This window comes from Caballeronia cordobensis (genome assembly GCF_001544575.2).
Lineage (GTDB): Bacteria > Pseudomonadota > Gammaproteobacteria > Burkholderiales > Burkholderiaceae > Caballeronia > Caballeronia cordobensis.
This window is the reverse complement of sequence record NZ_FCNY02000001.1, coordinates 244,121-269,282: the sequence shown is the minus strand read 5'-3', so window position 1 is coordinate 269,282 and position 25,162 is coordinate 244,121. Positions and strand designations below refer to the sequence as shown.

At 62.8% G+C, this 25,162-nt stretch carries 21 protein-coding genes; 14 read left to right on the top strand and 7 right to left on the bottom strand.

The annotated features are described in order from the left end of the window. Window positions 1–185: 185 nt before the first annotated feature. The 6 genes from AWB70_RS01170 (at window position 186) to AWB70_RS01145 (ending at window position 8,237) form a co-directional block, all read left to right on the top strand. Entirely contained in the window at window positions 186–1,388 is a 1,203-nt protein-coding gene (locus AWB70_RS01170) for an MFS transporter (protein ID WP_014190349.1), read from the top strand. A 119-nt stretch (window positions 1,389–1,507) separates the two neighbouring features. After that, window positions 1,508–2,032 (top strand): single-stranded DNA-binding protein, encoded by a 525-nt coding sequence (locus AWB70_RS01165; RefSeq protein WP_053567385.1) that lies wholly within the window; start codon window positions 1,508–1,510, stop codon window positions 2,030–2,032. A 459-nt stretch (window positions 2,033–2,491) separates the two neighbouring features. Continuing rightward, window positions 2,492–3,121 (top strand): response regulator, encoded by a 630-nt coding sequence (locus tag AWB70_RS01160; protein ID WP_235024120.1) that lies wholly within the window; start codon window positions 2,492–2,494, stop codon window positions 3,119–3,121. A 36-nt stretch (window positions 3,122–3,157) separates the two neighbouring features. Beyond that, on the top strand, window positions 3,158–3,925 hold the full coding sequence (locus AWB70_RS01155) for a response regulator (protein WP_235024119.1): 768 nt from the start codon (window positions 3,158–3,160) through the stop codon (window positions 3,923–3,925). Between the two features lie 111 nt (window positions 3,926–4,036). Next, a complete protein-coding gene (locus AWB70_RS01150) occupies window positions 4,037–4,687 on the top strand; it encodes a response regulator (RefSeq protein WP_053567387.1) in 651 nt (216 codons plus the stop codon). A gap of 205 nt (window positions 4,688–4,892) precedes the next feature. Continuing rightward, entirely contained in the window at window positions 4,893–8,237 is a 3,345-nt protein-coding gene (locus tag AWB70_RS01145) for an ATP-binding protein (protein ID WP_053567388.1), read from the top strand. A gap of 46 nt (window positions 8,238–8,283) precedes the next feature. On the opposite strand, the gene AWB70_RS01140 is transcribed toward AWB70_RS01145, so the two are convergent. Then, window positions 8,284–9,219 carry a LysR family transcriptional regulator gene (locus AWB70_RS01140; protein WP_053567389.1) on the bottom strand — a complete coding sequence of 312 codons (936 nt, stop codon included), beginning with the start codon at window positions 9,217–9,219 and terminating at the stop codon, window positions 8,284–8,286. Window positions 9,220–9,662: 443 nt separating this feature from the next. Here AWB70_RS01140 and AWB70_RS01135 point away from each other — a divergent pair, with 443 nt between their 5' ends. From AWB70_RS01135 to AWB70_RS01125, 3 genes are all read left to right on the top strand, one after another. Then, complete coding sequence (locus AWB70_RS01135; RefSeq protein WP_053567390.1) at window positions 9,663–10,829, top strand: porin; 1,167 nt, start codon at window positions 9,663–9,665, stop codon at window positions 10,827–10,829. A gap of 172 nt (window positions 10,830–11,001) precedes the next feature. Beyond that, entirely contained in the window at window positions 11,002–11,448 is a 447-nt protein-coding gene (locus tag AWB70_RS01130; RefSeq protein ID WP_053567596.1) for a CHRD domain-containing protein, read from the top strand. Between the two features lie 25 nt (window positions 11,449–11,473). Further along, window positions 11,474–12,397 (top strand): alpha/beta hydrolase, encoded by a 924-nt coding sequence (locus tag AWB70_RS01125; protein ID WP_053567391.1) that lies wholly within the window; start codon window positions 11,474–11,476, stop codon window positions 12,395–12,397. On the opposite strand, the gene AWB70_RS01120 is transcribed toward AWB70_RS01125, so the two are convergent. Then, window positions 12,367–13,215, bottom strand: a complete 849-nt coding sequence (locus tag AWB70_RS01120) for an EcsC family protein (RefSeq protein WP_014190359.1) — start codon at window positions 13,213–13,215, stop codon at window positions 12,367–12,369. The two genes, AWB70_RS01125 and AWB70_RS01120, sit on opposite strands and share 31 nt — an antisense overlap. A gap of 104 nt (window positions 13,216–13,319) precedes the next feature. Here AWB70_RS01120 and AWB70_RS01115 point away from each other — a divergent pair, with 104 nt between their 5' ends. Both AWB70_RS01115 and AWB70_RS01110 read left to right on the top strand, forming a co-directional pair. Next, window positions 13,320–14,915 carry an MFS transporter gene (locus AWB70_RS01115; protein ID WP_053567392.1) on the top strand — a complete coding sequence of 532 codons (1,596 nt, stop codon included), beginning with the start codon at window positions 13,320–13,322 and terminating at the stop codon, window positions 14,913–14,915. 17 nt (window positions 14,916–14,932) lie between these two features. Continuing rightward, window positions 14,933–15,403 (top strand): MarR family winged helix-turn-helix transcriptional regulator, encoded by a 471-nt coding sequence (locus tag AWB70_RS01110; protein WP_045450315.1) that lies wholly within the window; start codon window positions 14,933–14,935, stop codon window positions 15,401–15,403. Here AWB70_RS01110 and AWB70_RS01105 read toward each other — a convergent pair. Beyond that, on the bottom strand, window positions 15,400–16,674 hold the full coding sequence (locus AWB70_RS01105; RefSeq protein ID WP_045450316.1) for an amino acid deaminase: 1,275 nt from the start codon (window positions 16,672–16,674) through the stop codon (window positions 15,400–15,402). The two genes, AWB70_RS01110 and AWB70_RS01105, sit on opposite strands and share 4 nt — an antisense overlap. A gap of 134 nt (window positions 16,675–16,808) precedes the next feature. Between AWB70_RS01105 and AWB70_RS01100 the strand changes: the two genes are divergently transcribed. Genes AWB70_RS01100 through AWB70_RS01090 form a run of 3 tightly spaced genes read left to right on the top strand, consistent with a single transcriptional unit; the run spans window position 16,809 to window position 19,595 of the window. Then, window positions 16,809–17,696 carry a MurR/RpiR family transcriptional regulator gene (locus AWB70_RS01100; RefSeq protein ID WP_053567393.1) on the top strand — a complete coding sequence of 296 codons (888 nt, stop codon included), beginning with the start codon at window positions 16,809–16,811 and terminating at the stop codon, window positions 17,694–17,696. Window positions 17,697–17,698: 2 nt separating this feature from the next. After that, a complete protein-coding gene (locus AWB70_RS01095) occupies window positions 17,699–19,177 on the top strand; it encodes an N-acyl-D-amino-acid deacylase family protein (RefSeq protein WP_053567394.1) in 1,479 nt (492 codons plus the stop codon). A 31-nt stretch (window positions 19,178–19,208) separates the two neighbouring features. Then, the gene (locus tag AWB70_RS01090; RefSeq protein ID WP_014190365.1) at window positions 19,209–19,595 is read left to right on the top strand and encodes a RidA family protein; all 387 of its coding nucleotides are present in this window, start codon (window positions 19,209–19,211) and stop codon (window positions 19,593–19,595) included. A 55-nt stretch (window positions 19,596–19,650) separates the two neighbouring features. Here AWB70_RS01090 and AWB70_RS01085 read toward each other — a convergent pair whose 3' ends face one another. The 4 genes from AWB70_RS01085 to ilvA all read right to left on the bottom strand — a co-directional run bounded on the left by AWB70_RS01085 (window position 19,651) and on the right by ilvA (window position 24,894). Next, on the bottom strand, window positions 19,651–21,537 hold the full coding sequence (locus AWB70_RS01085; RefSeq protein ID WP_053567395.1) for a DUF3857 domain-containing transglutaminase family protein: 1,887 nt from the start codon (window positions 21,535–21,537) through the stop codon (window positions 19,651–19,653). Between the two features lie 94 nt (window positions 21,538–21,631). Next, entirely contained in the window at window positions 21,632–22,456 is an 825-nt protein-coding gene (gene queF / locus AWB70_RS01080) for an NADPH-dependent 7-cyano-7-deazaguanine reductase QueF (protein WP_053567396.1), read from the bottom strand. After that, entirely contained in the window at window positions 22,453–23,367 is a 915-nt protein-coding gene (locus AWB70_RS01075) for a 5'-nucleotidase (protein WP_014190368.1), read from the bottom strand. The genes queF and AWB70_RS01075 overlap by 4 nt, the downstream gene beginning before the upstream one ends. A gap of 3 nt (window positions 23,368–23,370) precedes the next feature. Further along, window positions 23,371–24,894, bottom strand: a complete 1,524-nt coding sequence (gene ilvA, locus AWB70_RS01070; RefSeq protein WP_014190369.1) for a threonine ammonia-lyase, biosynthetic — start codon at window positions 24,892–24,894, stop codon at window positions 23,371–23,373. Between the last annotated feature and the right edge of the window lie 268 nt (window positions 24,895–25,162).

Here is a 25,162-nt window from a genome sequence, read left to right as displayed (position 1 = left end):
CGCAGCGCCCGGGCCCGCAGGGCCGGATGCGCGCCGGTCGGCCGGCGCGGGGACTTGCTGGCCCACGTGCGGCGTTTTCGGGCCGTGCGTCCCATATAGTGCCGTTTCGAGCAAGAACAAGGCGGCCGCGCCTGGCTGCGCCGCAGGCCAGGCCAGACGCGACCCTCATCCATTTCCCGTTTCTGATGTCCAATCCGTCTGCCACGTCCACACGTCTGAGCGCGCCGGAACTGCGCGCGACCGTGTCGCTCGCCGCCATCTTCGCGCTGCGCATGCTCGGGCTCTTCATGATCATGCCGGTGTTTTCCGTCTACGCGAAAACCATCCCCGGCGGCGACAACGTGCTGCTCGTCGGCATTGCGCTCGGCGCATACGGCGTGACGCAGTCGATGCTCTATATCTTCTACGGCTGGGTTTCCGACAAGTTCGGGCGCAAGCCGGTCATCGCGTTCGGCTTGCTGGTGTTCGCGCTCGGCAGTTTCGTCGCGGCGGTCGGGCATTCGATGGCGTGGATCATCGCGGGGCGCGTCATTCAGGGCATGGGCGCGGTGTCGTCGGCGGTGATCGCCTTCATCGCCGATCTCACGCACGAAGAAAATCGCACCAAGGCGATGGCGATGGTCGGCGGCAGCATCGGCGTGTCGTTCGCGGTGGCGATCGTCGGCGCGCCGATCGTGTTCCATTGGGTCGGCATGAGCGGCCTTTTCACGGTGATCGGCGTGCTCTCGATTCTCGCGGTGGGCGTGGTGTTCTGGATCGTGCCGGACCCGCCCGCGCCGCCGGTGCACGTCAAGGCGCCTTTCGCCGAAGTGCTGCACAACGTCGAATTGCTGCGCCTGAACTTCGGCGTGCTGGTGCTGCACGCCACGCAGACAGCGCTTTTTCTCGTCGTGCCGCGCATTCTCGTCGATGGCGGACTGCCGGTCGCGTCGCACTGGAAAATCTACCTGCCCGTGATGGGGCTCGCGTTCGTCATGATGGTTCCGGCCATCATCGCCGCCGAGAAACGTGGAAAAATGAAGAGCGTCATGCTGAGTGCGATCGGGCTTATCCTGATCGGTCAGTTGTTATTAGGCGCCGCTCCCCATACGCTGTGGTCCGTGGCCGCCATTCTGTTCGTGTACTTTCTCGGCTTCAACGTGCTGGAGGCGTCGCAGCCGTCGCTGGTGTCGAAGCTCGCACCGGGCACGAGAAAGGGCGCGGCGGCAGGCGTCTACAACACGACGCAGTCCATCGGCCTGGCGCTCGGTGGCGTGATCGGCGGCTGGCTGCTGAAGCTCGACGGGCCGAGCGCGGTCTTTTACGCCTGCTCCGCGCTGGTGCTCGCATGGCTCATCGTCGCGGCGAGCATGAAAGCCCCGCCGCGCAGAACCGGGCGCACGGCCTGAGCGCATTGTTGAATCATCGAATCAAACCGGCACGGTGCAGCCGAATCCGCGTCTGAAAGACGGGATCGTTCGATCGCACCGTACGGTTGACAGTTTGCAAGGAATTTACCGGAGAAATCATGGCATCAGTCAACAAGGTCATTCTCGTGGGCAATCTGGGCGCCGACCCGGAAACCCGCTACCTCCCGAGCGGCGACGCCGTGGCCAACATCCGTCTCGCGACGACGGACCGATACAAGGACAAGGCCTCCGGCGAATTCAAGGAACTCACCGAGTGGCATCGCGTGGCGTTTTTCGGCCGGCTCGCGGAAATCGTCAACGAATATTTGAAAAAAGGCTCGTCGGTTTATATCGAAGGGCGTATTCGCACGCGCAAATGGACCGATCAAGCGGGCCAGGAGCGTTATTCGACAGAAATCGTCGCGGACCAGATGCAAATGCTTGGCGGACGCGGCGGCGCGGGCGGCGGCGGCGATGAAGGCGGCTATAGCCGCAGCGCCCCGATGGAGCGTTCCGGCGGCGGCGGCGGGCGTGCCCCGGCTGGCGGCCGGGCGAGCGGCGGCGGCGCGGGCGGCGGTTCCAGCCGTCCGAGCGCGCCGGCGGGCGGCGGTTTCGACGACATGGACGACGATATCCCGTTCTGACGCTGCGCCAACTTTTAGCGCATCCATCGATGGGTCTCGGGCTGTAAAGCCCGGGACCCATTTTTCATTCCAGCAAGGCGCTTTCCGAATTGTGGCGCGCGTACTCCCTTTTTTCGCCGCGAAATATTAATCTTTCGAAATCGCGTGGATGACGAAGTTCAGCCCCGATTCAAGTTTGAGCGCGCGAGGAAGATTAATCGGATTTTTCCTATGGTCTGCGAAATATCCGCATTTTATTTTTGAAGTGAATTCAAGAATTAGAGGCGAATATTTATTTGCTTGTTGGCATTGAGTAAGACGCGTGGATAAGTTGTTTATCGAGATCTGCTAAATGCGGGTTCGAAAACAAGTCCAAGGATGAGGAGTGCAGAAGAACATCCGGCGTTTTCCATGCACGCACCAAAAAGAGAATCAAGACCTAACAATCAATCGGGGACCTCCGTGAAGCTTCGAATTATATTGGCTGACGATCATCCTTTCGTTCTACTTGGGATGAAAGCGCTCTTTGCCGCCGACGCTGGAATGAAAGTCGTCGGCGAGGCGAACAACGCAAGCACGCTGTTGGCTGAACTCGCCATCAAGCCGTGCGATGTGCTGGTCACCGACTTCGCCATGCCCGAACCGGGCGTCGATGCAAACGACGGGCTTCGGCTTATCCGTCAGGTGCGCCAAGATTTCGCGAACGTCAGTATCGTGGTGCTGACGAGCGTCAGCAATGTCGCGATTCTGCGCTCGATTCTGAACGCCGGCGCGATTAGCCTCGTTAACAAGGCCGAGCCGATCGAGCTCGTGGCGACAGCGGTGCGGCATGCGAGCTTCGGAAGGCGCTTCGTGAGCGCGTCCTTCGTCACCGCGCTCGCGGAGGCGGGCGCGGAAACCGAGTTTTCCTCGGAAGAGCCGCGTCTCTCGTCCAGGGAGATTGAAGTGGTTCGATTGTTTGCCAAGGGCCATTCGATTACTGAAATCGCGAAGGAACTCGATCGCGATGTCCGCACCATCAGCCGTCAGAAGCGCGATGCCATGAACAAGCTCGGCGTGCGGAACGATCCTGGATTGTTTGCCTTTATTCGCGCACGCGGTCTTGGCTGAATTTTTGTTTTATTTATTTGAATTCGGATGCATCTTATGTATCGCAAGGTTTCGGTATCTCATGCTTCTAATTCGCCTGTTGATATCGATTTGAATTCGCGCAAAGCAATGAGGTTGGAGTCGATGGAATTTGAGAACGGGGAGCGCGTGTTCTCGCACGCCAAACGAATCAGAGTGGCCATAGCGGACGACCATCCGCTGGTCATTCTCGCCATCGAGCGGCTCGCCGGGCATTTTCCGAATGTTGAAGTGGTCAGTCGGAACACGAACTCCACGCAACTCGACGAGGCGCTCGCGCGGCGCGAATTCGACGTTGCGATCATCGATTTCTTCATGCCGGGCGGCCGCTTCGGCGACGGAATCGAGTTGATTGAGCATATCTCGACGCATTACCCGGAGGTCCGCATCGTCGTCCTGTCGCGCAGCGACGACGCCTCGCTCGTCAAACAGGCGCTTGAAGCGGGCGCCCATGCGTTCCTCAGCAAAGAGGACCGGCTCGATTTGATTTACGTCGCGATTGTCTCCGTCATCGCCAACGAAACGTATCTCGGACCTGCGGTGCGCCGCATGCTGGCTTTGGCGGACGCCGAAAGCCACGCGCGTTTCATTCGTCAGAGACTCACGAATCGCGAACTGGAAGTCATCGAGCGCTATGCGCGGGGCGCGAACGTGACTGAAATCGCCCGGGAACTCGGGCGCAGCGTGAAGACGATCAGTGCGCAGAAATGCGCGGCAATGCGCAAGCTGGATCTATCCACCGACACTGATTTGTATCGATTCATCGCGGACAGCCATTCGATATAGACCGCTTGTACCGCAAGACACGGGTTTTACGAGGCCGGCTAGGAGACGACGCTCAATCGATCAAAGAATGATGCGTGCCGGATTGATTGTCTCTAGATAACGCATAAAAAAATGAGAATTAACACGCCGCTACGAGCGATTGTTGCCGACGACCATCCGGTTGTCGTTAAAGGAATTCAAGCGTTTCTCGAGCGTGACGGGGCGGTCCAGGTTGTCGCGACCGCACGCGACACGCTGGAACTCGCCAACGCACTCGATACAACGCCGTGTGACTTCGTCTTTTCGGACATCGGCATGCGTGGGATCGACGGTGAAAGCAGTTCTGTCTCGTTTCTCAAGCGACTGGCGTGGCGGGAACACAGGCCGAAAGTGATCGTGGTCACCATGCTGTCGCAGGCACGGATGCTGGCGGGGCTCGTGCAAGTCGGCGTGGACGCCGTGGTCGACAAGCGCGACGGGCTCGAATCTCTGGCTGACGCGATTTCCACGGTTGAGGCAGGCGGCTGCTTTCTTTCGCCATTCGTCGAAGCAGCGGTGAGGCGCCTGCCGCTTACATCGCCCGCGCGCGCCGGCGTGCTGAGCCGGCGCGAGTGGGAAGTATTCCAGATGTACGCCCGCGGGTTGCTGGTCCACGAGATCGCGGATCACTTCGGGCGAAGCCGCAAAACGATCGCCACTCAAAAACGCAGCGGCATGCGCAAACTCGGACTCGAGAGCGAAACCGAACTCGTCAGCTACTTGCAGCAAATCGGTTTGATCTGAACCTAAATTCCTAATGGCGCCGCGCATTTACGGGGCAAATTGGGATCGCTCTGATTCGATCTCGATGCGTTGCGGCTCAGACTCAAGACACTAGCCTTCGACAGGCAGGCACGAAGCGCGCGGACGCCCACGGCGTTCCCGCGCTCCTGCTCAGCCGGCGAAGCAACTGTCGTTGCAAGCGTCGGCCCGCATCTAGGGGTTCGAATTGAGATCATTCTTCGCGCGTTGCCTTCTTCTTCTCTGGCTTTTTGCGCCTCTGTATTGTCACGCCGCCGAGTCCGGCATCCACGCCAGCGCCGCATCGCGTTCCGTTCAGCCAAACGCGGATGCCCAAAGCGCAACGGCTTCAGTCGATCTCGACGATTCCGAGCGCGGTTATCTGCGCTCGCTGAAGCCGATCGTCGTGGGCGTTATCGAGGGGGCAGAGTCCACGGACGCGAACCTGGAATCGCCGCGAGTCGCGCTCGAGAAAATCGAGAAGGCGCTCGGCGTGACATTCGACGCGCAACACTTCAACGACTGGACCATGGCCGGATTGGCACTCCAGCGTGGCGACATCGACATGATCGTGACGCCGAGCCCGCCGGGACGCCTGAATTACGCCATGCGCTCCGAATTGCATCCGCTCGATCAGCTTGTCAGGCGCGCGTTCGTGCAGCTTCCCGAATCGAACGCTCCCGTTGCACAGAACGGTCTGTCTGTCGCCACGGTCTGGAACGTCACGGCCTTGCGTCTGCTGCCGGCCCTCATCGGCATTGCGGCGGTGTTGTTCGTGACGCTGCGCGCGCTTCTCCGGCTGCAACACGAAATGAGCCGGCGCGTGGAGACAGAGCAGCGTCTCGCCACGCAGCTGAGTTTTCAGCAAACCATGATGGAGGTCGTGCCGTATCCGCTCGTCGCGAAGGACATGCAGAATCGCTACGTCGCGGTGAATCGCGCGTTCGAGCAGGCGCTCGGCGTGCGGCGCGAAGACATTCTTGGGCGGACCAGCGTCGATGTGGCCGCGTGGGGCACGGAACATAGCGGCGTGCTGCACGAACTGACCGCGGTGACGCTCGCCACCGGCCAGCGGCAGGAGGTCGAAACAGAATTCCTCGATAACGACAATCATGCACGCTGCGGACTGTTCTGGACCGGAGCGTTCACGGCGTCGAACGGAGAGCGCGCGGGCGTCGTCGGCACGATGATCGACATCACCGATATCCGCGATGCCGAAACGCGCGCACGCCAGACCGAGCGCCGTCTTCACGACGTCACGCGATCGCTGCCGGCGGTCGTCTTCCAGTTGCGGCGCGCGCACGATGGCACGTACAGCCTTCCCTATATCGACGGCGATACGCGTCAATTGCTCGGGCTCAACGTTGCCGCGCTCGCCGACGACCCGATTCACGCGTTGACGCACGTTCACGCCGAGGACAGCGCCCGTCTGCTGGGCGAAATCGAGATGTCCGCGCGCACGCTGGAACCGTTGCACACCGAATTCCGTTCGACCATCGACGGCGTCATGCGCTGGATTCGCGCCGATCTCGTGGCGCATCGCGAAGACGAAGGCGCCGTTGTCTGGAGCGGCTATTGGGCCGATGCCAGCGTGGAGCGCGCCCGAGCGGACGAACTCTCTCGCGCGCGCGACACCGCAGAAGCCGCGTCGCGCGCGAAGGACAATTTTCTGGCGATGATGAGCCACGAGATTCGTACGCCGATGAACGGCGTCCTGGGGCTCGTCGAAGTGCTCGAAAACACACGGCTGAATTCGGACCAGTCGCAGATGCTCGGCATGATTCAGGATTCCGCGAGCGCGCTCCTGCAGATCCTCGACGACCTTCTCGACTATTCGAAGATCGAGGCCGGGCGGCTGGCGATCGAGTCGACGCCCATCGACCTGCGTGAACTCGTTGATAGCGCGGTCGGCCTGCTTGCCGGGCGAGCGCATGAGAAGGGGCTGCGCGTGCGAGTCGACGTGGCGCCGGAAGTGGCGGCGTCCGTGCGAGGCGACAGCGTGCGCCTCAGGCAGATTCTCTTCAATCTGATGAGCAACGCCATCAAGTTCACGATCAAGGGCGAAGTCGGGCTTCAAGTTCGCGCAGTTGAACAACGCGACTCTGAGCAGGTTATCGAACTGTGCGTCAAGGACACGGGAATCGGCATTGCCGCCGAGGCTCAGCAGAGCCTCTTCGAGCCGTTCGTGCAAGCGGAGACTTCCACGACGCGCCGCTTCGGCGGCACCGGGCTCGGACTGACGATCTGCAAGCGCCTCATCGAACTGATGGGCGGAACGATGAGTCTGGATAGCGCGCTTGGCGTCGGAACCGCGATGACCGTTCGCCTGACTATGCCCGTCGAAACCCTGCATTATCAGATCGAAGGGCTGCGGGGCAAGCGCGGCATCGTCGCAATCGACGACGATCGCGTCGCGGCGGCGCTGATGCACTATGGCGAAGCGCTCGGTCTCGTGTTGCAGCGTCATGCTTCCTGCGAACTGGCTCGGAAGGAATCGCAGTTGCTCGAAGAGGTCGATATCGTCTTCCGGAGTGATGCGCAAAAGAGTCCGGCGCCACTCGGCTCGCGTGTGATTCACGTGACCGAGAAGCCGAAGCCAACCGGTTACAGGATTCTCGAAGACGACATCCGCGTGAGCGTCAATCCAATCTCGTGGCACGGTCTCGGCGCTGCGTGCGTCGCCGCGCTGACGGGCATGCCGCAGATCGCATCCGGCGTGACGCTCGGGCCGGATACGAAGATGGCGCCGCCGGACCGCGAAGACGCATTGCGTCGCGGCAAGCTCGTGCTTGTGGCCGAAGATCATCCGGTGAATCAGGAGTTGATTCGCCATCAGTTGTCGCTGCTCGGTTTTGCTTGCGACGTCGTGCACGACGGGGCCGAGGCGCTCACGGCGCTGGCCTATACGCGCTACGGCTTCCTGATCACCGATTGTCACATGCCGAACATGACGGGCTATGAGCTCGCGCGCCGCATCCGCGCCGACGAAGCCGGCACGTCGCGTCGATTGCCGATTCTCGGCATTACGGCAAGCACCGCGCCGGATGAACTGCGCCGATGCCGCGAAGCCGGCATGGACGACTGTCTCGTCAAGCCTACCCGGCTCGCCACGTTGCGCGAGCATTTGAATCGCTGGTGGGTGACGACCGATTGCGCGGTGCCCGAAGCCGTCGCGCACGCAGGGAAAATCGCCGCCGACCCGCCGCACGACGCGGACGAGCTCGATCTGAATGCGATGGCGCAACTCTGGGGCACTGAATCGACGGTCAAGGCGTTGCTGGACGCGTTCGTGTCGTCGTTTCGCGAGGATCTCGTCGCGCTTGAACCCTTGCTCGATCGTGGCACGGTGGACGATCTGCGCGAATGGCATCATCGCGTGATCGGTGCGGCCAGTGTGTTGCAGTATCGGCCGCTGATTCGGGCGCTCGAAGACTTTCGTCGCGACTTGTCGAAGAAATCGCGGGAAGAGCGTCGTTGTGAAGGTTTGGCATTGATTACGCGATGCGAGCACCTGCTCGAACGGATCGACGCGCAGGGCGCCACGATTCTCTAGATCCATTCGCCGTGTGCGAGGCGGTGCAGAACCGCCGCTTCGCGCTTCAGTCTATCGGCGAATCGGCACTTTCGCTTGCCGCTTCGGTGTCGCGAAAAAATCCCAGCGCGAAGTCCACGAACGAGCGCGTCTTGGCCGGCACGTGCTTCCGTCCGGGGTAGACGATCGACACCTCTTTGTCGGCGTCCTTCAGTGCGTAATTCGGCAGAAGCCGGACGAGTGCGCCCGTCTCGAAGTCCTGCGTGACGTGGCTCTCCGGCACCACGGCGATGCCCATTCCCGACAAGGCCGCTTGCCGCAGCATCTGCGAACTGTTGACGGAATAGGCCGGATCGAGCACGACGCTTTCCAATGCGCCCGACGGCCCGATGAACGACCACGCAGCCCCGTGGATGTCGACGGACGGCGCGAGAAAGTCGTGCGTCGCCAGCGCGGCGGGGCGAGCGGGAGTGCCTTGCCGCGACAAATATTCCGGCGACGCCGCGAGCACTGCGGCGACCCTGAGCAGCGGGCGATTGATGAGCGTCCCGCTGTTGACGAGGTGAGGCACGACGATGCCGACATCGAAGCCCTCCGCGACGAGATCGACCGGACGATGCAACAACGAAAGGCGCAGTTTCACGCCTGGGTAGCGCTCGCGAAAGGCGCGCAGCATCGGCGTAAGACCGAGCACGGAAAACGAAGCCGATGCGACGAGCTTGAGCGTGCCGGATGGATCCGCGGAGCTGTTTGATACCGACGCCTCGATGCTTTCGACTTGCTCGATCACCGCGCGGCAGCCTTCCGCATACGTGCGGCCGGCTTCTGTGAGCGAGACGCTGCGTGTCGTCCGGTTCAGCAAGCGAGTATTGAGGCGTGCTTCCAGCAGAGACACGTAGCGCGTGACCACCGCGTTGGACAAGTCGAGGGCGGCGGCGGCGCGGCTGAAAGATTCGGTTTCCGCGACCTCGAGAAAGACGCGCATCGCGTTGAGTTGATTCATGCAGAGAGCGATCAGAAAAGCATTCGATGAACGCGCCGTAACGACTGTTCCGGACGAGACATAACGAGGTTGCCTCGCGTGCGCGATGGTAGCGGCATCGTGGCAATGCTCGAATCGGACCCTTCTGAACTTAGCTGACTGTGGCATGTTTGGCACTGTCGCGTGAATGCAACTAATGTTTCGCCGTGCCTGGACGTTCACGCGTTCTGACCGATCGTAAGTATAGGTAAGCTAAGCGTTTCCTCATATTGAAATTAGTCTTTTCGAATTTTTCGAAAAGATTTTTGTGTTTCTCTCTTCGGTTTCTCAAAAAAGCAGGCCAATACACTTCGACGTGCCGAATAAAGGTGTAGGGCAGCGCGATTGAAGAGGCGCTTTCGCCCGATGCATGCCTTGGGCCTAAAGCAACCATCGAGTCACATGACTCTCAAGAGGGAACACTCATGAAAAAGCATCTGATCGGAGCAGCAGTGACTGCTCTGGCCGCATCGTTCGCGACTGGCGCGAGCGCACAAAGCAGCGTTACGTTGTACGGCATCGTTGACGCCGGTTTCACGTACGTGAATAACGTGTTCAATGAAAACCCGAACCGCGATGGGATCAAGGGCACCTACATCGGCATGAGCGGCGGCAACGTGCAGCAAAGCCGTTGGGGTATGCGTGGCGCAGAGGATCTGGGCGGCGGCATGAAGGCGATCTTCGTGTTGGAGAGCGGCTTCAATCTGGGCAACGGTACGCTCGCAAACGGCGGTGGACTCTTCAATCGCCAGGCTTACGTTGGTGTGTCCTCGCAGGCCGGTACCCTCACGCTGGGTCGTCAATACGACTCCACGATCGACTACCTGGCTCCGATCAGCGCGGCAGGTACGTGGGGTGGCACGTATTTCGGCCATATCGCGGGCAACGATAACCTGAACAGCAATTTCAGCATCGCAAACTCTGTCAAGTTCCAGACCGCCAACTACGCCGGCTTCTCCGCGAGCGCGCTGTATGGCTTCTCGAACCAAGGCGGTAACTTCAGCAACAACCGTGCGTACAGCGTCGGCGCGGGTTATGCCAATGGTCCGTTCAAATTCGGTCTTGCTTATATGCAAGCGAATGGCGTGAATTCGGCGACCAACCAAGGTGGTGCAGTCGTTGGCAACCAGTATGCCTCGTTGGCTGACGATCAAATCGCGTCTGTGCCCGGTCGCCGTCTGCGCACGTTCGGCGCTGGTGCTGGCTACTCCTACGATGCGATGACGTTCGGTCTTCTCTGGACTCAGTCGCGCCTGGATAGCTCGTATTTCAGCGGCAATTCGACGTACGTGAACAACTACGAAATCAATGGCCGCTACATGCTGAGCCCGGCACTCTCGCTCGGCGCTGCGTACACGTACTCCCAAGGCCGGACCGCAATCGCGGGTAACTCGGCGGAAACGTTCCGCTGGCATCAGTTCGGTATTCAGGCCGACTACTCGCTGTCCAAGCGCACCGACGTCTACGTCGAAGGCGTTGGTCAGCTTGGTTCTGGCGGCGCTGCGGCATGGGTCTCGAACAACGGCACGTTCGGTCCGTCGAGCAGTTCGCGTCAGGTCGTCGTGAGCACGGGTATGCGTCACCGCTTCTAAAAGTGGTTGAGTTGTAAGCTGTAACAAAAGGGCACCGCAAGGTGCCCTTTTGCATTGGTTTGAGAGACGGGAAAGGTATGCATCGCGAGGCCGTATGCTCTACGATGAGATCGCGGCACACGTCCGTGCGGAGATCGATCTTCGAGTTCCGGCCGCTACGAGGAGAGCAGGCATGATCGCGTTACGCAGATTGCATCGTCGTTGGGCTGCTGGAATAGTGTGTTCGCTCATTGCTTCGAGCGCCGCACTGGCCGATACCGTCGCACTCAAAGCCAACCTGCAACCTTCGAGCGAGGTCCCGCCGCGTGTCAGCAAAGGCCACGGCGTGCTCGACGCCACCTTCGACACCGACACGAAATTGCTTGCCTGGACTGCGACCTACGCCGAGCTATCCGGCCCGGTGACGATGGCCCATTTCCACGGCCCCGCGCCCGTCGGACAAAACGGCAAAGTGCAGGTGCCCGTCGACAAAAAGGCGCTCGCAAGTCCGATGACAGGCCAAGCGACGCTCACCGAGCAGCAAGTGATCGACCTCATGGCCGGGCAGTGGTACTTCAATGTCCACACGCAGGAGAATCCGACTGGCGAGATACGTGGCCAGGTGATGCCCGTCAATTGAAACAGGCAAAGCGAGTCAAACGCCGATGAGCTGGCAAAGCGCCCTGGCTTGCTTGTGCGTGCGCACCGGCGTGCGTCCACAATCGGCGAAACCGGAACTGGATATCGCCCTCGCGCGCAAATACGCGTCCCGCCGGCTCTGGTCGCCGCGCGTTCCGAAAGGCTGGCGCTTCGAGATCCGAGATAACGGCGAATGGCTCGCGCCCGCAACCCGCGCCAGCGCAACGATCCTCTATCTTCATGGCGGCGGCTATTATTTCTGCTCGCCGCGCAGCCACCGCGCCATCACCTTCGGCCTGGCCACGCGGGCCCATGCGAGCGTGGTCTCGCTCGATTACCGCCTCGCGCCCGAGCATCGCTTTCCGGCTGCGCTCGACGACAGCGTCGCGGCCTATCGCCGCTTGCTCGCCGACGGCGTTCCCGCGCAATCGATCGTCATCGCAGGCGATTCGGCCGGTGGCGGCCTCGCGCTCGCGACGCTGCTCGCATTGCGCGACGCGGCCGATCCATTGCCCGCGGCGGCGGTTCTGTTCTCGCCATGGACGGACCTGACCTGCAGCGGTGAATCGATGCGATTCAACGAGGGCCGCGATCCGATGTATCACGCGTCGGTGTTTCCGCGCGTGGCCGCGCAGTATCTCGGTGGCGTCGACGCGCGCGACCCGTACGCATCGCCGCTATTCGGCGACTTTACGGGCTTGCCGCCGCTCATGATTCATGTCGGCGACACGGAATTGCTACTCGACGATTCGACGCGCGTCGCCACGAAAGCCCGCGCGGGCGGCGTTCGAGTCGAGATAGAAATCTGGCGCGACGTCCCGCATATCTTCCAGATCTGGGCGCCGTTCATGCCCGAAGCGCGCGAATCGCTGACGCGCGCCGCCGCGTTCATCGATGCGGCGACATGCGCCGCGCGGCCTCATCGCCCGCTCAAGACCTCGATCGTCTGATAAGCGCGCTCGACGGCCGATGCGCCATAGCGCCGCTCCAGCCTGCGCACGGTGAAGTGACCATGCGCCATCTGCTGAAAGTGATCGATGAACACGGTGTTGACCATCGCGCCGAGCACCGCGCCGATCGCGGGAATCGACTTGGCCGCGACCTGCTCGCTGACCTGCACCGAGAACCGCGACGCGATCGTCTGGAGGAACTTGAGGAGCGCCGTCGATCCATGACTGCTCAGCCCCTTCGACGCGATGTCGCTGGTCGCGCGCGAAACCGACTGCGCGAGCGCGCCGCGCACGATGAAATAGCCGAGATCGGCGTTATCGTCGCTGGCTCGGGTGCCGCCCATGCCGAGCACCATCAGGCATTGCAACTGCGTTTCGACGCGATGCACGTCCTCGCCCTCGCTGCGGGCGATGTCACAGATCGAGCGGAACATCAGCGTGGTCGTGACCGGCAGTTCGACCGGCAGCGCGAAGAGACCGAACGCGCCGCCCGCCGCGCCCGTCGTCGCGACGGCCAGCTTGTGCATCAGGTTATGCGGTTTGTCCGGCGGCGGCGCGAGCAAGGAATCCGATGGCGAACTTCTGCCCAGGGTGCGCAGCGCGAGTTGCAGACACTTCTTGAGCGCGATCTGCGTCGCTTCGTCGACTTTTTCCTGCGCGACGCCCGGCAGGCGGCCCATCAGCTTTTCGATAGGCGCGCCCACGACGCTCGCGAGCTTCATCGTCAACGACGGACTTTCCAGCAGCTCCTTCGCGCGCGAAAGGGCCGCGAAGTCTTCGGGCGTGAGCGGCGAAGTGATGATCGGCGTCGGTTCCATGCGATGTTTCGGTCCGGAAAAGGGTGACTTGTCTTGCAGATTAGAGCATGTACGCGTGCTATGATTCCCTTTCCGTTGACTTGTCAATCATTGCGCCCTCAAAGATGGCCGTTCACACAGCCGCGCACCATTCCAGCGGACAGGTTCTGCCTTTTCGCGAATCCCTCATGGCGATGCTGGGCGTCTCGTTCGTCACGATGCTCGTCGCGCTCGATCAGACCGTGGTCGGCACCGCGCTGCCGACGATCGTCGCGGAACTCAAGGGTTTCGATCTCTACGCGTGGGTCGCCACGTCATATCTTCTGACTTCCGTCATCACCGTGCCGATTTTCGGCCGGCTCGGCGATTACTACGGCCGCAAGCCGTTCGTGATCGCGTCGATCATCGTGTTCACCGTCGCCTCCGTGCTGTGCGGACTGGCCAACAGCATGATGTTTCTCGTGCTCGCGCGCGGACTGCAGGGCATCGGCGGCGGGATGCTGGTCGGCACTGCATTCGCGTGCATCGCCGATCTTTTCCCAGACAATGTCGTTCGCCTGCGCTGGCAAGTCATGATGAGTTCCGCGTTCGGCATCGCGAACGCAGTCGGGCCGTCGCTCGGCGGTCTTCTCACGCAGTACACCGGCTGGCGTTCGGTGTTCTACGTGAACTTGCCGGTGGGCATCGTCTCGCTCTTTTTCGTGTGGCGTTTTCTGCCGCATCTGCGTCACGTCGCGCACGAAGGCAAGATGCGCCTCGACTGGCCGGGCGCCGCGCTGATCGCGGTGGCGCTCGGCGCGCTGCAACTATTCGTCGAAATGTTGCCGAAGTACGGCGTCGGTGCGGAAACCGCCGCGCTGCTCGCAATGAGCATCGCCGCCGGCTTCGCGCTGTGGAAATGGGAGATGCGCTGCGACTACGCGATCCTGCCCGTCGACATGTTCCGCAACCCGGCGCTCGCCGCGCTCTTCAGGCTCGCGATTCTCGGCGGCTTCACGATGTTCTCGCTGCTGTTCTACGCGCCGCTGCTGTTTCAGGGCGGATTCGGCATGTCGCCGAAGGACGCGGGCATGATGATCACGCCGCTCGTCGTGTTCATCACGATCGGCAGTATCGTGAACGGGCGCATCGTGACGCGCCTCAAGAACGCGAATCTCATGCTGTATCTCGGTTTTGCGCTGCTTGGCGTATCGTGTCTCGGCGTGGTCGTCGCGACGCACAACATGCCGCGCGCGCTGCTGCTCGTGATCATGCTGCTCGGCGGCCTCGGTCTCGGCTTCGTGATGCCGAATCTGACCGTGTTCGCGCAACAGACGGCGGGCCGCGCGCATCTGGGCATCGCGACGGCGCTCCTGCAATCGCTGCGCATGATCGGCGGGATGATCGGCACCGCGCTCACCGGCACGCTCGTCAGTCATCTTTATGCGAGCGGCGTGAATCTCGCGCTCGAAAAGGATCACGCGCTGCGCTGGGCGAGCGATCTGTCCGATCCGCAAATTCTCATCAATCGCGAAGGTCAGCAGACGCTGCTCTCGCAACTGGCCGCCGCAGGCCACAACGGCGCCATGCTGCTCGAAGCCGCGCGCGAGGCGCTCGTCGCGGCGATCCACATCGGGCTCGCGCTGGCGGCGCTGGTCGCGTTGGTGTCGTTGTGGCAATCGCGCCGCGTGCCGCCGGTGCGCCTGAAGGGACCGCAGGAACCGGTCATCCTCGCCGAATGACTACGGAAGCAGAAAGCATGAATGAACAGGACCGTATCGCCGTGGTGCAGCAGTTCGGGCGCACGTATCGCGCGTTCATGTCGGCGTTCGAGGCGGCTGTCGGCCAGCCGATGCCGCGCTGGCGCATCCTGCTTGCGCTGCACGAGCATGCGGGCGTGCTGTCGCAGAAGAAGCTCGTCGAGCGGCTCAAGGTCGATCCGGGCGCGTTGACGCGTCAATTGAAGACGCTGGAAGGGCTCGGCTGGATCGTGCGCAGCGTCGATGCGCGCGACAACCGCGTATCGAACGTCGCGCTGACCTCGCAAGGGCGCGCGATCGCCGAAGAAAGCCTGCCGCGCCGCAATGCGTTCCTGCACGACACCATGGCGTCGTTGCCCGATGAGGCCATCGAAGCCCTGTCGAGCGCGCTGCACATGTTCGAGGGACGCATTCAGGAAGTGGCGGCCGCGAATGCGTCGCAAGCGGCCGCCATCGAAGACCGGGCTTAGAAGAACGTTTCGATCACTTCGGTGACGCGATACTTCGGATCGACGACGAGAATCTGACGCCACTTGTCGAACGTCAGGCACGGATGCGAGATGTCGAACGCGATCATGTCGCCCACTTTCAGATCGTCGCCCGGCTTGATGCGCAGATACGCGTGCTGATCCATCAGGCCGAAGATTTCCCAGCCTTCGTCGGGCGACACGTCGCGAGGCGCCTCGTTGCCCGGACGGAAATGCTTCGCCGGCTCGGGCATGCCCGCATCGAACGCGGAATCGCGCTTGCCGAGCCCGATGATCGCGCGGTCCGGTTCCGGAATCGACTGCACGTACGCCCACAGTTGCAGCGCCGGCTTCAAACCCTGCCCCATCTTCTTCGCGATCGGGTTGCGCGCGAAAATCTCGTTTTGCGCCTTCTTGTAGATGCCGACGTCATGCGTCAGATAGCAGCCCGGACGCAGCACGACTTCGATGGCGTCGCTGTTGGCCTTGGCGAATTCATCCGCGACGACGTCGTACCACGCCGAGCCCGCGCCCGACAGAATGGCCGGCTTGCGCGCGATCTTGCCGTCCGCGATCAGCTTGCGCGTGACGTCCACCGCGCTTTTCAAAAACTCGCGCACCTTCGTTTCGTCCTGCAGCACGCCTTCATACAGTTCGATGCCCGCGAGCTCGATCGTGCCCTGCCAGCGCGCGATCGCGGCGAGCACGGCATCGCGCTGGGCGTCGTCGCGCACGCCGGTGCGGCCGCCCGGCACGCCAAGCTCGATCAGCACGTTCAGCTTCTTGCGCACCGAGCTGAAGAACTCGCCGAGCTGATCGACGCCATCGGCTGAATCGACCAGACAGAAGAACTCGAAGTTCGCGTCCGTGAGCAGTTCCGCGATCATGCCCATGTTGCGTTTGCCGACGAGCTGATTCGCCATCAGGATGCGATGCACGCCGCCGCGATACGCCGCGCGCACCTGATGCGCCGTCGCCAGCGTGATGCCCCATGCGCCGGTGTCGAGCTGGCGGCGAAAGAGTTGCGGCGCCATCGTCGTCTTGCCGTGCGGCGCGAGCTTCACGCCGTATTCGCCGACGAACGCCTGCATCCATTTCAGGTTGTGCTCGATGCGATCGGAATAGAGCACGGCGGCGGGCAGGCTCACGTCCTCTTCGAGCAGATTCCATTGCAGGCGCGACGCGTCGTTTAACTGGATGCTCGTGCCCGGCACCATGCCGAGGCCCTTGCCGAACGGGTCGATCGTCGCGTTCTGATAGTTTGTAACTTTCATGTGCTGCTACTCCATCGTCCGTTTAAATAAACCTCGTGCACGATCCGATGCGCATCAAGGTTGACGGCACTATGTTAACCAAAGTAGCATCGCAGATGGAAATGTTATTTAGTAACACGGGCTCATCGTAAACCATGAACGGCCACGCCGACTCGCTCAGCATCGATATCGTCGCACGCATCGCCGAACGCGCGCCGGAATTGCGCAGCGCGGAGCGCAAGGTCGCGGCGCTGATTCTCGACGACATCGTGAGCGCGTCGCGCGCGAGCATCGGCGCGCTGGCGGACAAGGCGGACGTCAGCATCGCAACCGTCACGCGCTTCGCGAAGGCCGTCGGCTGCGAGGACGTGCGCGAGCTGAAGCTGCGGCTCGCGCAGGCGGCGGGCGTCGGGCAGCGCTTTTTCAACCGTGATCCGGACGCCGTCCCCGATTCGCTCGCCGCGCGCATCTTCGACGAAGTGCAGGCGACGCTCGCGCAGAATCAGGGCGCGCTGGCCGCTGCGCCGATCGCCGACGCCGCCGATGCACTCGCCGCGGCGTCGATGATCTACGTGTTCGGCATGGGCGGCGGCTCGACCGCGCTCGCCGACGAGATGCGCTTTCGCCTCGTGCGGCTCGGGCGGCCCGTCGCGTCGTATCAGGACGGGCTGTTGCAGCGCATGGTGGCGTCGACCTTGTCGAAGGAGCATGTGGTCATCGCGCTTTCCGTGACGGGGCAGACACCGGAAATCGTTGAAAGCTGCGGGCTCGCGAAGCAGTACGGCGCACGCGTGATCGCGCTGACCGCGCCCGCGTCGCCGCTCGGGGCGCTGGCGGACTGGCTGATTCCCGTCATCGCGATCGAGACGGACTTCATCTACAAGCCGTCGTCGTCGCGCTACGCGATGATGATGGCGCTCGATTTGCTCGTCACCGAACTGGCCGTCAAACAGGCCGACCACAGCCGCGAACTGCTGCGCCGCATGAAGCACGCGCTCGATTCGCACCGCGGCGGCGGCGAGCGTCAACCCTTGGGAGACTGATCATGGAAAAGGCCGACACGCTGATCATCGGCGCGCGATTGATCGACGGCACGGGCGCGCCTGCCGTCGAGCGCGATATCGCGCTGCGCGACGGGCGCATCGTCGCGATCGAGGCGCCGGGCGGCTTGTCCGCGTGGAGCGCCGATCACGTGTTCGACGCGCAGGGCAAAGTACTCGCGCCGGGTTTCATCGACGTCCACACGCATGACGACACGCACGTCATCCGCTCGCCGCAGATGATGCCGAAGATTACGCAGGGCGTGACGACCGTGATTGTCGGCAACTGCGGGATCAGCGCGTCGCCGGTGACGCTGAAGGGCGACCCGCCCGACCCGATGAACCTGCTCGGCGATGCCGCCGCGTTCAGGTACCCGACCTTCGCCGCGTATGTCGATGCCGTGAACGAGGCAAAGCCGACCGTGAACGTCGGTGCGTTGATCGGGCATACGGCGTTGCGCAACAATCACATGGACCGGCTGGATCGCGGGGCGTCGAGCGATGAAGTCGCGGCCATGCGCGCGCAGCTGGAAGAAGCGCTCGACAACGGCGCGCTGGGGCTGTCGAGCGGGCTCGCGTATGGATCGGCGTTCAGTGCGCCGCCGGAAGAAGTGCAGGCGCTGGCCGAGCCGCTCGCGAAGGCGGGCGCGCTCTACACGACACACATGCGCACCGAATTCGACGCCATTCTCGACGCGATGGACGAGGCGTACCGCGTCGGACGTCACGCGCGCGTGCCGGTGGTGATTTCGCATCTGAAGTGCGCGGGGCCGTCGAACTGGGGGCGCAGCGCGGAAGTGCTGAAGTCGATCGAGGCCACGCGCGAAGGGCAGCCGATCGGCTGCGACTGTTATCCGTACAACCGCAGTTCGTCGACCCTGGACCTCAAGCAGGTGACGGGCGACATCGACATCACGATCACGTGGTCGACGCCGCATCCGGAGATGGCGGGCAAGCTGATTCGCGAAGTCGCCGACGAATGGCAGGTCACGCAGCAGGAAGCGGCGAAGCGTCTGCAACCGGCCGGCGCGGTGTATCACAACATGTCGGAAGACGACGTGCGGCGCATCCTCTCGCATCCCGCGACGATGGTCGGTTCGGATGGCCTGCCGAACGATCCGCTGCCGCATCCGCGCTTGTGGGGCGCATTTCCGCGTGTGCTCGGGCACTACGCGCGCGACGAAGGCGTGCTGACGCTCGAAGAAGCGGTGCGCAAGATGACGAGCCTGTCGGCGCGGCGCTTCGGCTTGACGGAGCGCGGCGAAGTGAAGGTCGGCTATCACGCGGATCTCGTCGTGTTCGATCCGGATCGCGTGATCGATTCCGCGACGTTCGCCAATCCGCAGCAGGCGGCGGACGGCATCGACGCGGTGTGGGTGAATGGTGTGTTGACGTATCGCGAGCAGGCCGTGACCGGCGCGCGCGCGGGACGTTTCGTGGCGCGCGGCGCGGCATCGAAGCTCGATGCGGCCGGCGCGTTCTGACTATTGATTGCTTTGGTAAAGGAGTGAAACGATGAAGCGTTATGGCGTGGAAGGCGGCAAGGGACAAGGCGGCGCGCATATGCCGTTCGCACGCGCGGTGGAGGCGGACGGCTGGCTGTTCGTATCGGGCCAGACGCCGATGGAAGACGGCGAAGTGATCAACGGCGGCATCGTCGAGCAATCGCACAAGGCGATTCAGAATGTCATCGCCATTTTGAAAGAGGCGGGTTACGGCACGGAGCACGTCGTGCGCTGCGGCGTGTGGCTCGACGATCCGCGCGATTTCGCGTCGTTCAACAAGGTGTTCAAGGAGTACTTCGGCGCAAATCCGCCGGCGCGCGCTTGCGTGGTCTCGTCGATGGTCATCGACTGCAAGGTCGAGGTGGATTGCGTGGCTTACAAGAAGGCGTCTGCCTGATTGCGTCAGCGGAATCAGGCGGCTGCGCGGCGGACCCGCCGCGCAGCCGCGCGCCTTATCCCTTCAACGGCTGCACCGCGAACTGAAGCCCGCTCACGCAAGCGCGGCTTTGTTCGACCATCTTCTGGAATTCCGCGCTGACGATCTCGTCGTGCGCGAGCCACGCCACCTTGCGCGTCAGGCTGTATCGATAGCGATAACCATCGGACGACGGCTTGCCCGACAGTTCGAGATCGAACCAGCGGTTGTGCACCGCGCATTCGCGCGCTTGTCCATCCGTGCGTTTCGCGACGAGCGTGACATCCGCCTTCGTGGTTTCCGGCGCGCCCAGATAAATGTCCGATAACTGGCCGTTGCGCTTGTAGCGCGCGAGGGAATCCCAGAGCTCCAGCATGCCCGGACGGCTGAACGAATACTGGTTTCCGCGCGTCTCGACTGCCCGCAGATCGACTACGCGCGCTTTCGTCTTGTATTGCTCCGGAATGAGGAAGCCGGTCGCCTGACGCTGCACATCGCAGCGGCCGGGCTCGGTCGCGACGATATTGCAGATCACGGTGTCGCTCGCGCTCTTGCCGTCGTTGCGATCGGCGACCGTCAGGTCCATCAGCGGGTTGCCGCTCAGTGCGAGCGCGGCATCCACGTCGCCCTGATCGCCGTTCGTGAAACGCATCTTCATCGTTACGTCGAGGTTCGTGCGCGGCGCGGCGAGCGGAATCGCGTCCTGCCGCACGACGCCATCGGCGCCGATGACGAGCACCCAGCGGTCCTGAATGTCCGGCATCGCGATGCCGGGCGCGAACACGGGATTGGTCGCATCGAGCCACCAGACGGCGCCATCGACTTCCGCGCGCACGATGACGTGATTCACCGCGTAGATGCTCGGCGCGATCAGCGGCGCAGCGTAGCTGCCGCGTTCCAGCCAGACCGGCTCGGCCTTGATGCCGGATGCGCGCAGCATCGCGGTGAGGAGCATCGACAAGTCCTTGCAATCGCCGTAACCGTGCCGCTCGATTTCGGCGAGCGAGAACGGCACGATGCCGCGCTCGCTCGCGCGCCAGTCGTTCAGATAGCGGAAGTTCTGATTCAGATATTGCATGAACGCGCTGACGCGCTCGCGCGGCGCAAGGCTTTTCGTCTTCGTCACGACCGCCGCGGCGCGCGCGGGCAGGGGCGCGGCGAGCAGCGCGTTATAGCGCTTTGCAAACGGCCCGATGTTTTCCTGCAAGTCGAGCGAGCTGCCGAGTTCCAGACGCGGATAACGGCGCACGGCGCCGCTGGCCGGCTCGTTGACGTAGCTCTGAAAACGCGGCGCCTTCAGGTCGATGGTGAGCTTCTTCGCATCGGCGGATGGCGTGATCGTGAAATCCTCCATCTTGTCGCTGCGATATTTGATCGGCCGCTCGGCGCTGAATTCCGCGTGGAAGCGGTCGTAGCGGATCGCCGACGGCGCGAACGCCTGCGAAAAGTGGAACTGCGTGGCGAAGGGCACAGGCGTATTGCGCTGCCGCACGCTGTACACGGCCGTCGATCCGACGCGCAAGTTCGGGAATGCCAACGATATCTGCTTGTCGCTGGAGAAACCCTGCGCAGGATTGGGCGCCGTGCGCGTTTCGATTTGCGATTTCGTCAGCGCGACGGGCTTCTGCCCCGGCTGTACAAGCTCGGCCTTTTCGATCTTGACGGTATCCGTTTCCGGAAAATCGATATCGATGCGTGAGAGCGCCTCGCGCCCGGCGTCGGTGAGAATCGTGTAGCGGAAGGTGTTGACGCATTCCGTGGCGCCATCGGCGAGAAAGCGGCATTCTGCGCGCTGGTCGAGTGCGAGCGGCGCTTCGGAGACGGGCTGCAGCGCGGCGAATGTATGCGTCGCCGCGAGCAAGGTGAAGCTGGACAGTGTTGCGCCGAAACTTCCTGCGAGGAAGGCGCGCGGGCGAGAGGTCATGCAAGGCTCCTGCGATGGATAAGCGGCCTCGGACGAGGCTGGGCCGCATTATCCCGAGCGCAGGCGGTCAAACGGTAAAAGAGTGTGGTAGTGCTTACTGCCGCGCGAGCCGCGCGTTATCCGGCATCGGCAAGTTGAAATTCGTGCGGAACGGGTTGATATCGAGCCCGCCGCGTCGCGTGTATCGCGCGTAGACGGCGAGCCGCTCCGGCCGGCATTCGCGCATGACATCCATGAAAATGCGCTCGACGCATTGCTCATGAAAGCCGGTATGCCCGCGGTACGACACGATATACCGCAGCAGCGAAGCATGATCGATCTGCCCGCCGTAATAGCGGATCTGCACGCTGCCCCAATCGGGCTGCCCGGTTACCGGGCAATTCGATTTCAGCAGATTCGAGAACAGCGTCTCGTCGACGGGCACTTCATCGTGCGCCGCCTTCAACAAGGACGGGTCCGGCGAGAAAACCTCGCAATCGAGATCGAGCCGGTCCAGCGACAAGCCATCGAATTCTTCCATGACCAGCTTGCCGAAATCGCCCGGCGCAGAAAGCTGCACCGACACCGTCGCGCCGCAAATCGCGGAAACATCGCGCTTGATGGCGGCGCGCACGTCATCGATCGAATTGAACTGCGTCTGCGCAAACGAACCGAGATAGAGCTTGAACGACTTCGACTCCACGATGTTCGGCGAATCCGCCGGCACGAAGAACGTCGCGACGGCGATCTGCGGCTTGCCGCGCGCGTTCAGCCACGACAGCTCGTAAGCGTTCCAGATGTCCGTGCCGAAGAAGGGCAGGCGCGCAGGCACGCCGATCGCATCGCGCGCGCGCTTGCGGTCGATCGGAAACAGCAGCGACGCATCGTACTGTTCGGTGTAATGGACGGGCTTGCCGAGCGGAGATTGATCGGGTGTCATGATGCGTTCGCTATGCCGCTGAGAACGTGCCCGGTCGCGGTCACGACGCGAGCCGATTCGCAGTGGCGAATTTGATCGTCGAAGAAAAAGTCGGGCTCGAATTCACGCAGGAATTCGCCCTTGTCCAGTCCGCCGAGAAACATCGCTTCGTCGATTTCGATGTCCCAGGCCATCAGCGTGCGGATTGCGCGCTCGTGCGCGGGCGCGGAGCGCGCGGTGACGAGCGCGGTGCGGATGTGCATCGGCGACTTGCGCTCGGTGTCGTCGGCAATGCGTTGCAGCTTGTTCAGCGCCGCGAGCAGCGGCTTCAGCGGCCCGCCCGGCAGCGGCTCTTCGCGCCTGGTCGTCTCGTGACCGACGAACGCGCTCAACCCATCGCTCTGAAATACGCGCTCGGCTTCGTCGGAGAAGAGCACGGCGTCGCCATCGAACGCAATGCGGATCTCGTCGGCGTAACGGCTCGCCGCGCGCGGCGTTTCCGGCAGCACGCGCGCGGCGGGAAATCCGGCGGCGAGGGCGTCGCGCACATCGTCCGGATTCGCCGACAGAAACAGCGACGCATGCAGCGGCTTCAGATAGGCAAACGGCGAGCGGCCGCGCGTGAACACGCCGCGCTCGATCGCGAGCCCATGCTCACGGCACGAATGAAACGCGCGCAGACCGCTGATCGGATCGCTGCGCGACAGAATCACCACTTCCACGCGCTGCGCGCCCGCGTTCAGCGCGAGCAGCTTGCGAATCAGACCGAACGCGACGCCCGGCTTCGCGGGCGTGTCGAGCCGCGAGCGCTGCAGCGCTTCGTAGCGCGCCAGATCGCCGGTTTCGAAGACGCGGTTCTCGTCCTCGAAATCGAACAGCGCGCGCGACGAAATCGCGACGACGAGCTTGTCTTCGAGCGTGAACTTGGGCATTGCTCAAGCCAGAAACAGCTTGTAGACCGGATTGGCCTGCTCGTCCCACCACGGATAGCCGAGCGTCGCGAGAAAGCGCTCGAACTCCGCGTTGTCCGACTGCGGCACCTGAATGCCGACGAGAATCGAGCTGGTGTCCGCGCCCTGATTCCGATAGTGAAAGAGGCTGATGTTCCAGTCCGGCGCCATCGACGACAGGAACTTCATCAGCGCGCCCGGACGCTCGGGAAACTCGAAGCGCAACAGGCGCTCGTCGCGCGCGAGCGGCGAACGGCCGCCGACCATATAGCGGATGTGCTGCTTCGAGAGCTCGTCGTGCGAAAGATCGACGGTCGCGAAACCGTGTTCGATGAACGCCGACATCATCTGCGCCGTTTCCTTGCGCGCCTTGATCTGCACGCCGACGAAGATATGCGCGGCGTGCTCATCGGCGATGCGGTAGTTGAACTCCGTCACGCTGCGGGTGCCGACGAGTTCGCAGAAGCGCCGGAAGCTGCCGCGCTCTTCGGGAATCGTCACGGCGAACACGGCCTCGCGCGCCTCGCCGACTTCCGCGCGCTCCGCGACGAAGCGCATGCGGTCGAAGTTCATGTTCGCGCCGGACGTCACCGCGATGAGCGTCTTGCCCTCGATGCCCTCGCGCTCCGCATACAGCTTCGCGCCCGCGACCGCGAGCGAACCGGCGGGCTCCAGCACGCTGCGCGTGTCCTGGAACACGTCCTTGATCGCGGCGCAGAGCGCATCGGTATCGACGGTGACGACTTCGTCGAGCAGTTCGTTGCACAGCCGGAAGGTTTCCTCGCCGACGAGCTTCACCGCCGTGCCGTCCGAAAACAGGCCGACTTCGGAGAGCGTCACGCGCTCGCCCGCCTTGATCGACTGCGCCATCGCGCAGGAATCCTCGGTCTGCACGCCGATTACCTTGATCTCGGGCCGCACCGCCTTGATGTACGCCGCGACGCCCGCCGCCAGCCCGCCGCCGCCGATCGGGCAGAATATCGCGTGAATCGGGCCCTGATGCTGCCGCAGGATTTCCATGGCCACGGTGCCTTGCCCGGCGATGACATCGGGATCGTCGAACGGATGCACGAAGGTCAGGCCACGCTCTTCCTGAAGCTGCACGGCGCGCGCGTAGGCGTCGCTGTACGATTCGCCCGCAAGCACCACTTCGACCGTCGGACCGCCGTGCGCGCGGATCGCGTCGATTTTCACTTGCGGCGTCGTGGTCGGCACGGCGATGACCGCGCGGCAGCCGAGCCGCGCCGCCGAGAGCGCCACGCCCTGCGCATGATTGCCCGCCGACGCCGTGATCACGCCGCGCGCGAGTTCGTCCGCGGTGAGGTTCGCCATCTTGTTGTACGCGCCGCGAATCTTGAACGAGAAAACCGGCTGATTGTCCTCGCGCTTCAGGAACACGGAATTGTGCAGACGCGCGGACAGGTTGTGCGCGGGCTCCAGCTCGCTTTCGCGCGCGACGTCGTACACACGCGCGGTCAGCACTTTCTTCAGGTAGTCGGGATGTGTCATGCGAGAAATCGTCACGCGGCAGCGACGCGCGCGGGTTTTTGAGGGCGAAAGCATCAATGATAGCGCCAACCGCGCGGTTTCCGGATGCGCCGTGTGGTTCGACCGTCCGGACGGTCGTGCAAAAAAGTGTCGAAAATGACATGAACGCGTCGCGAATATGCACGCAAAAGCCCCTTCTGGCTGCTAGCGTCCGCCGACGCGCGCCATCGCGATGGGTTAGAATTTCCTTTTACGAATCAGCAATCAGGATCGGCAGATGCACCGGCAG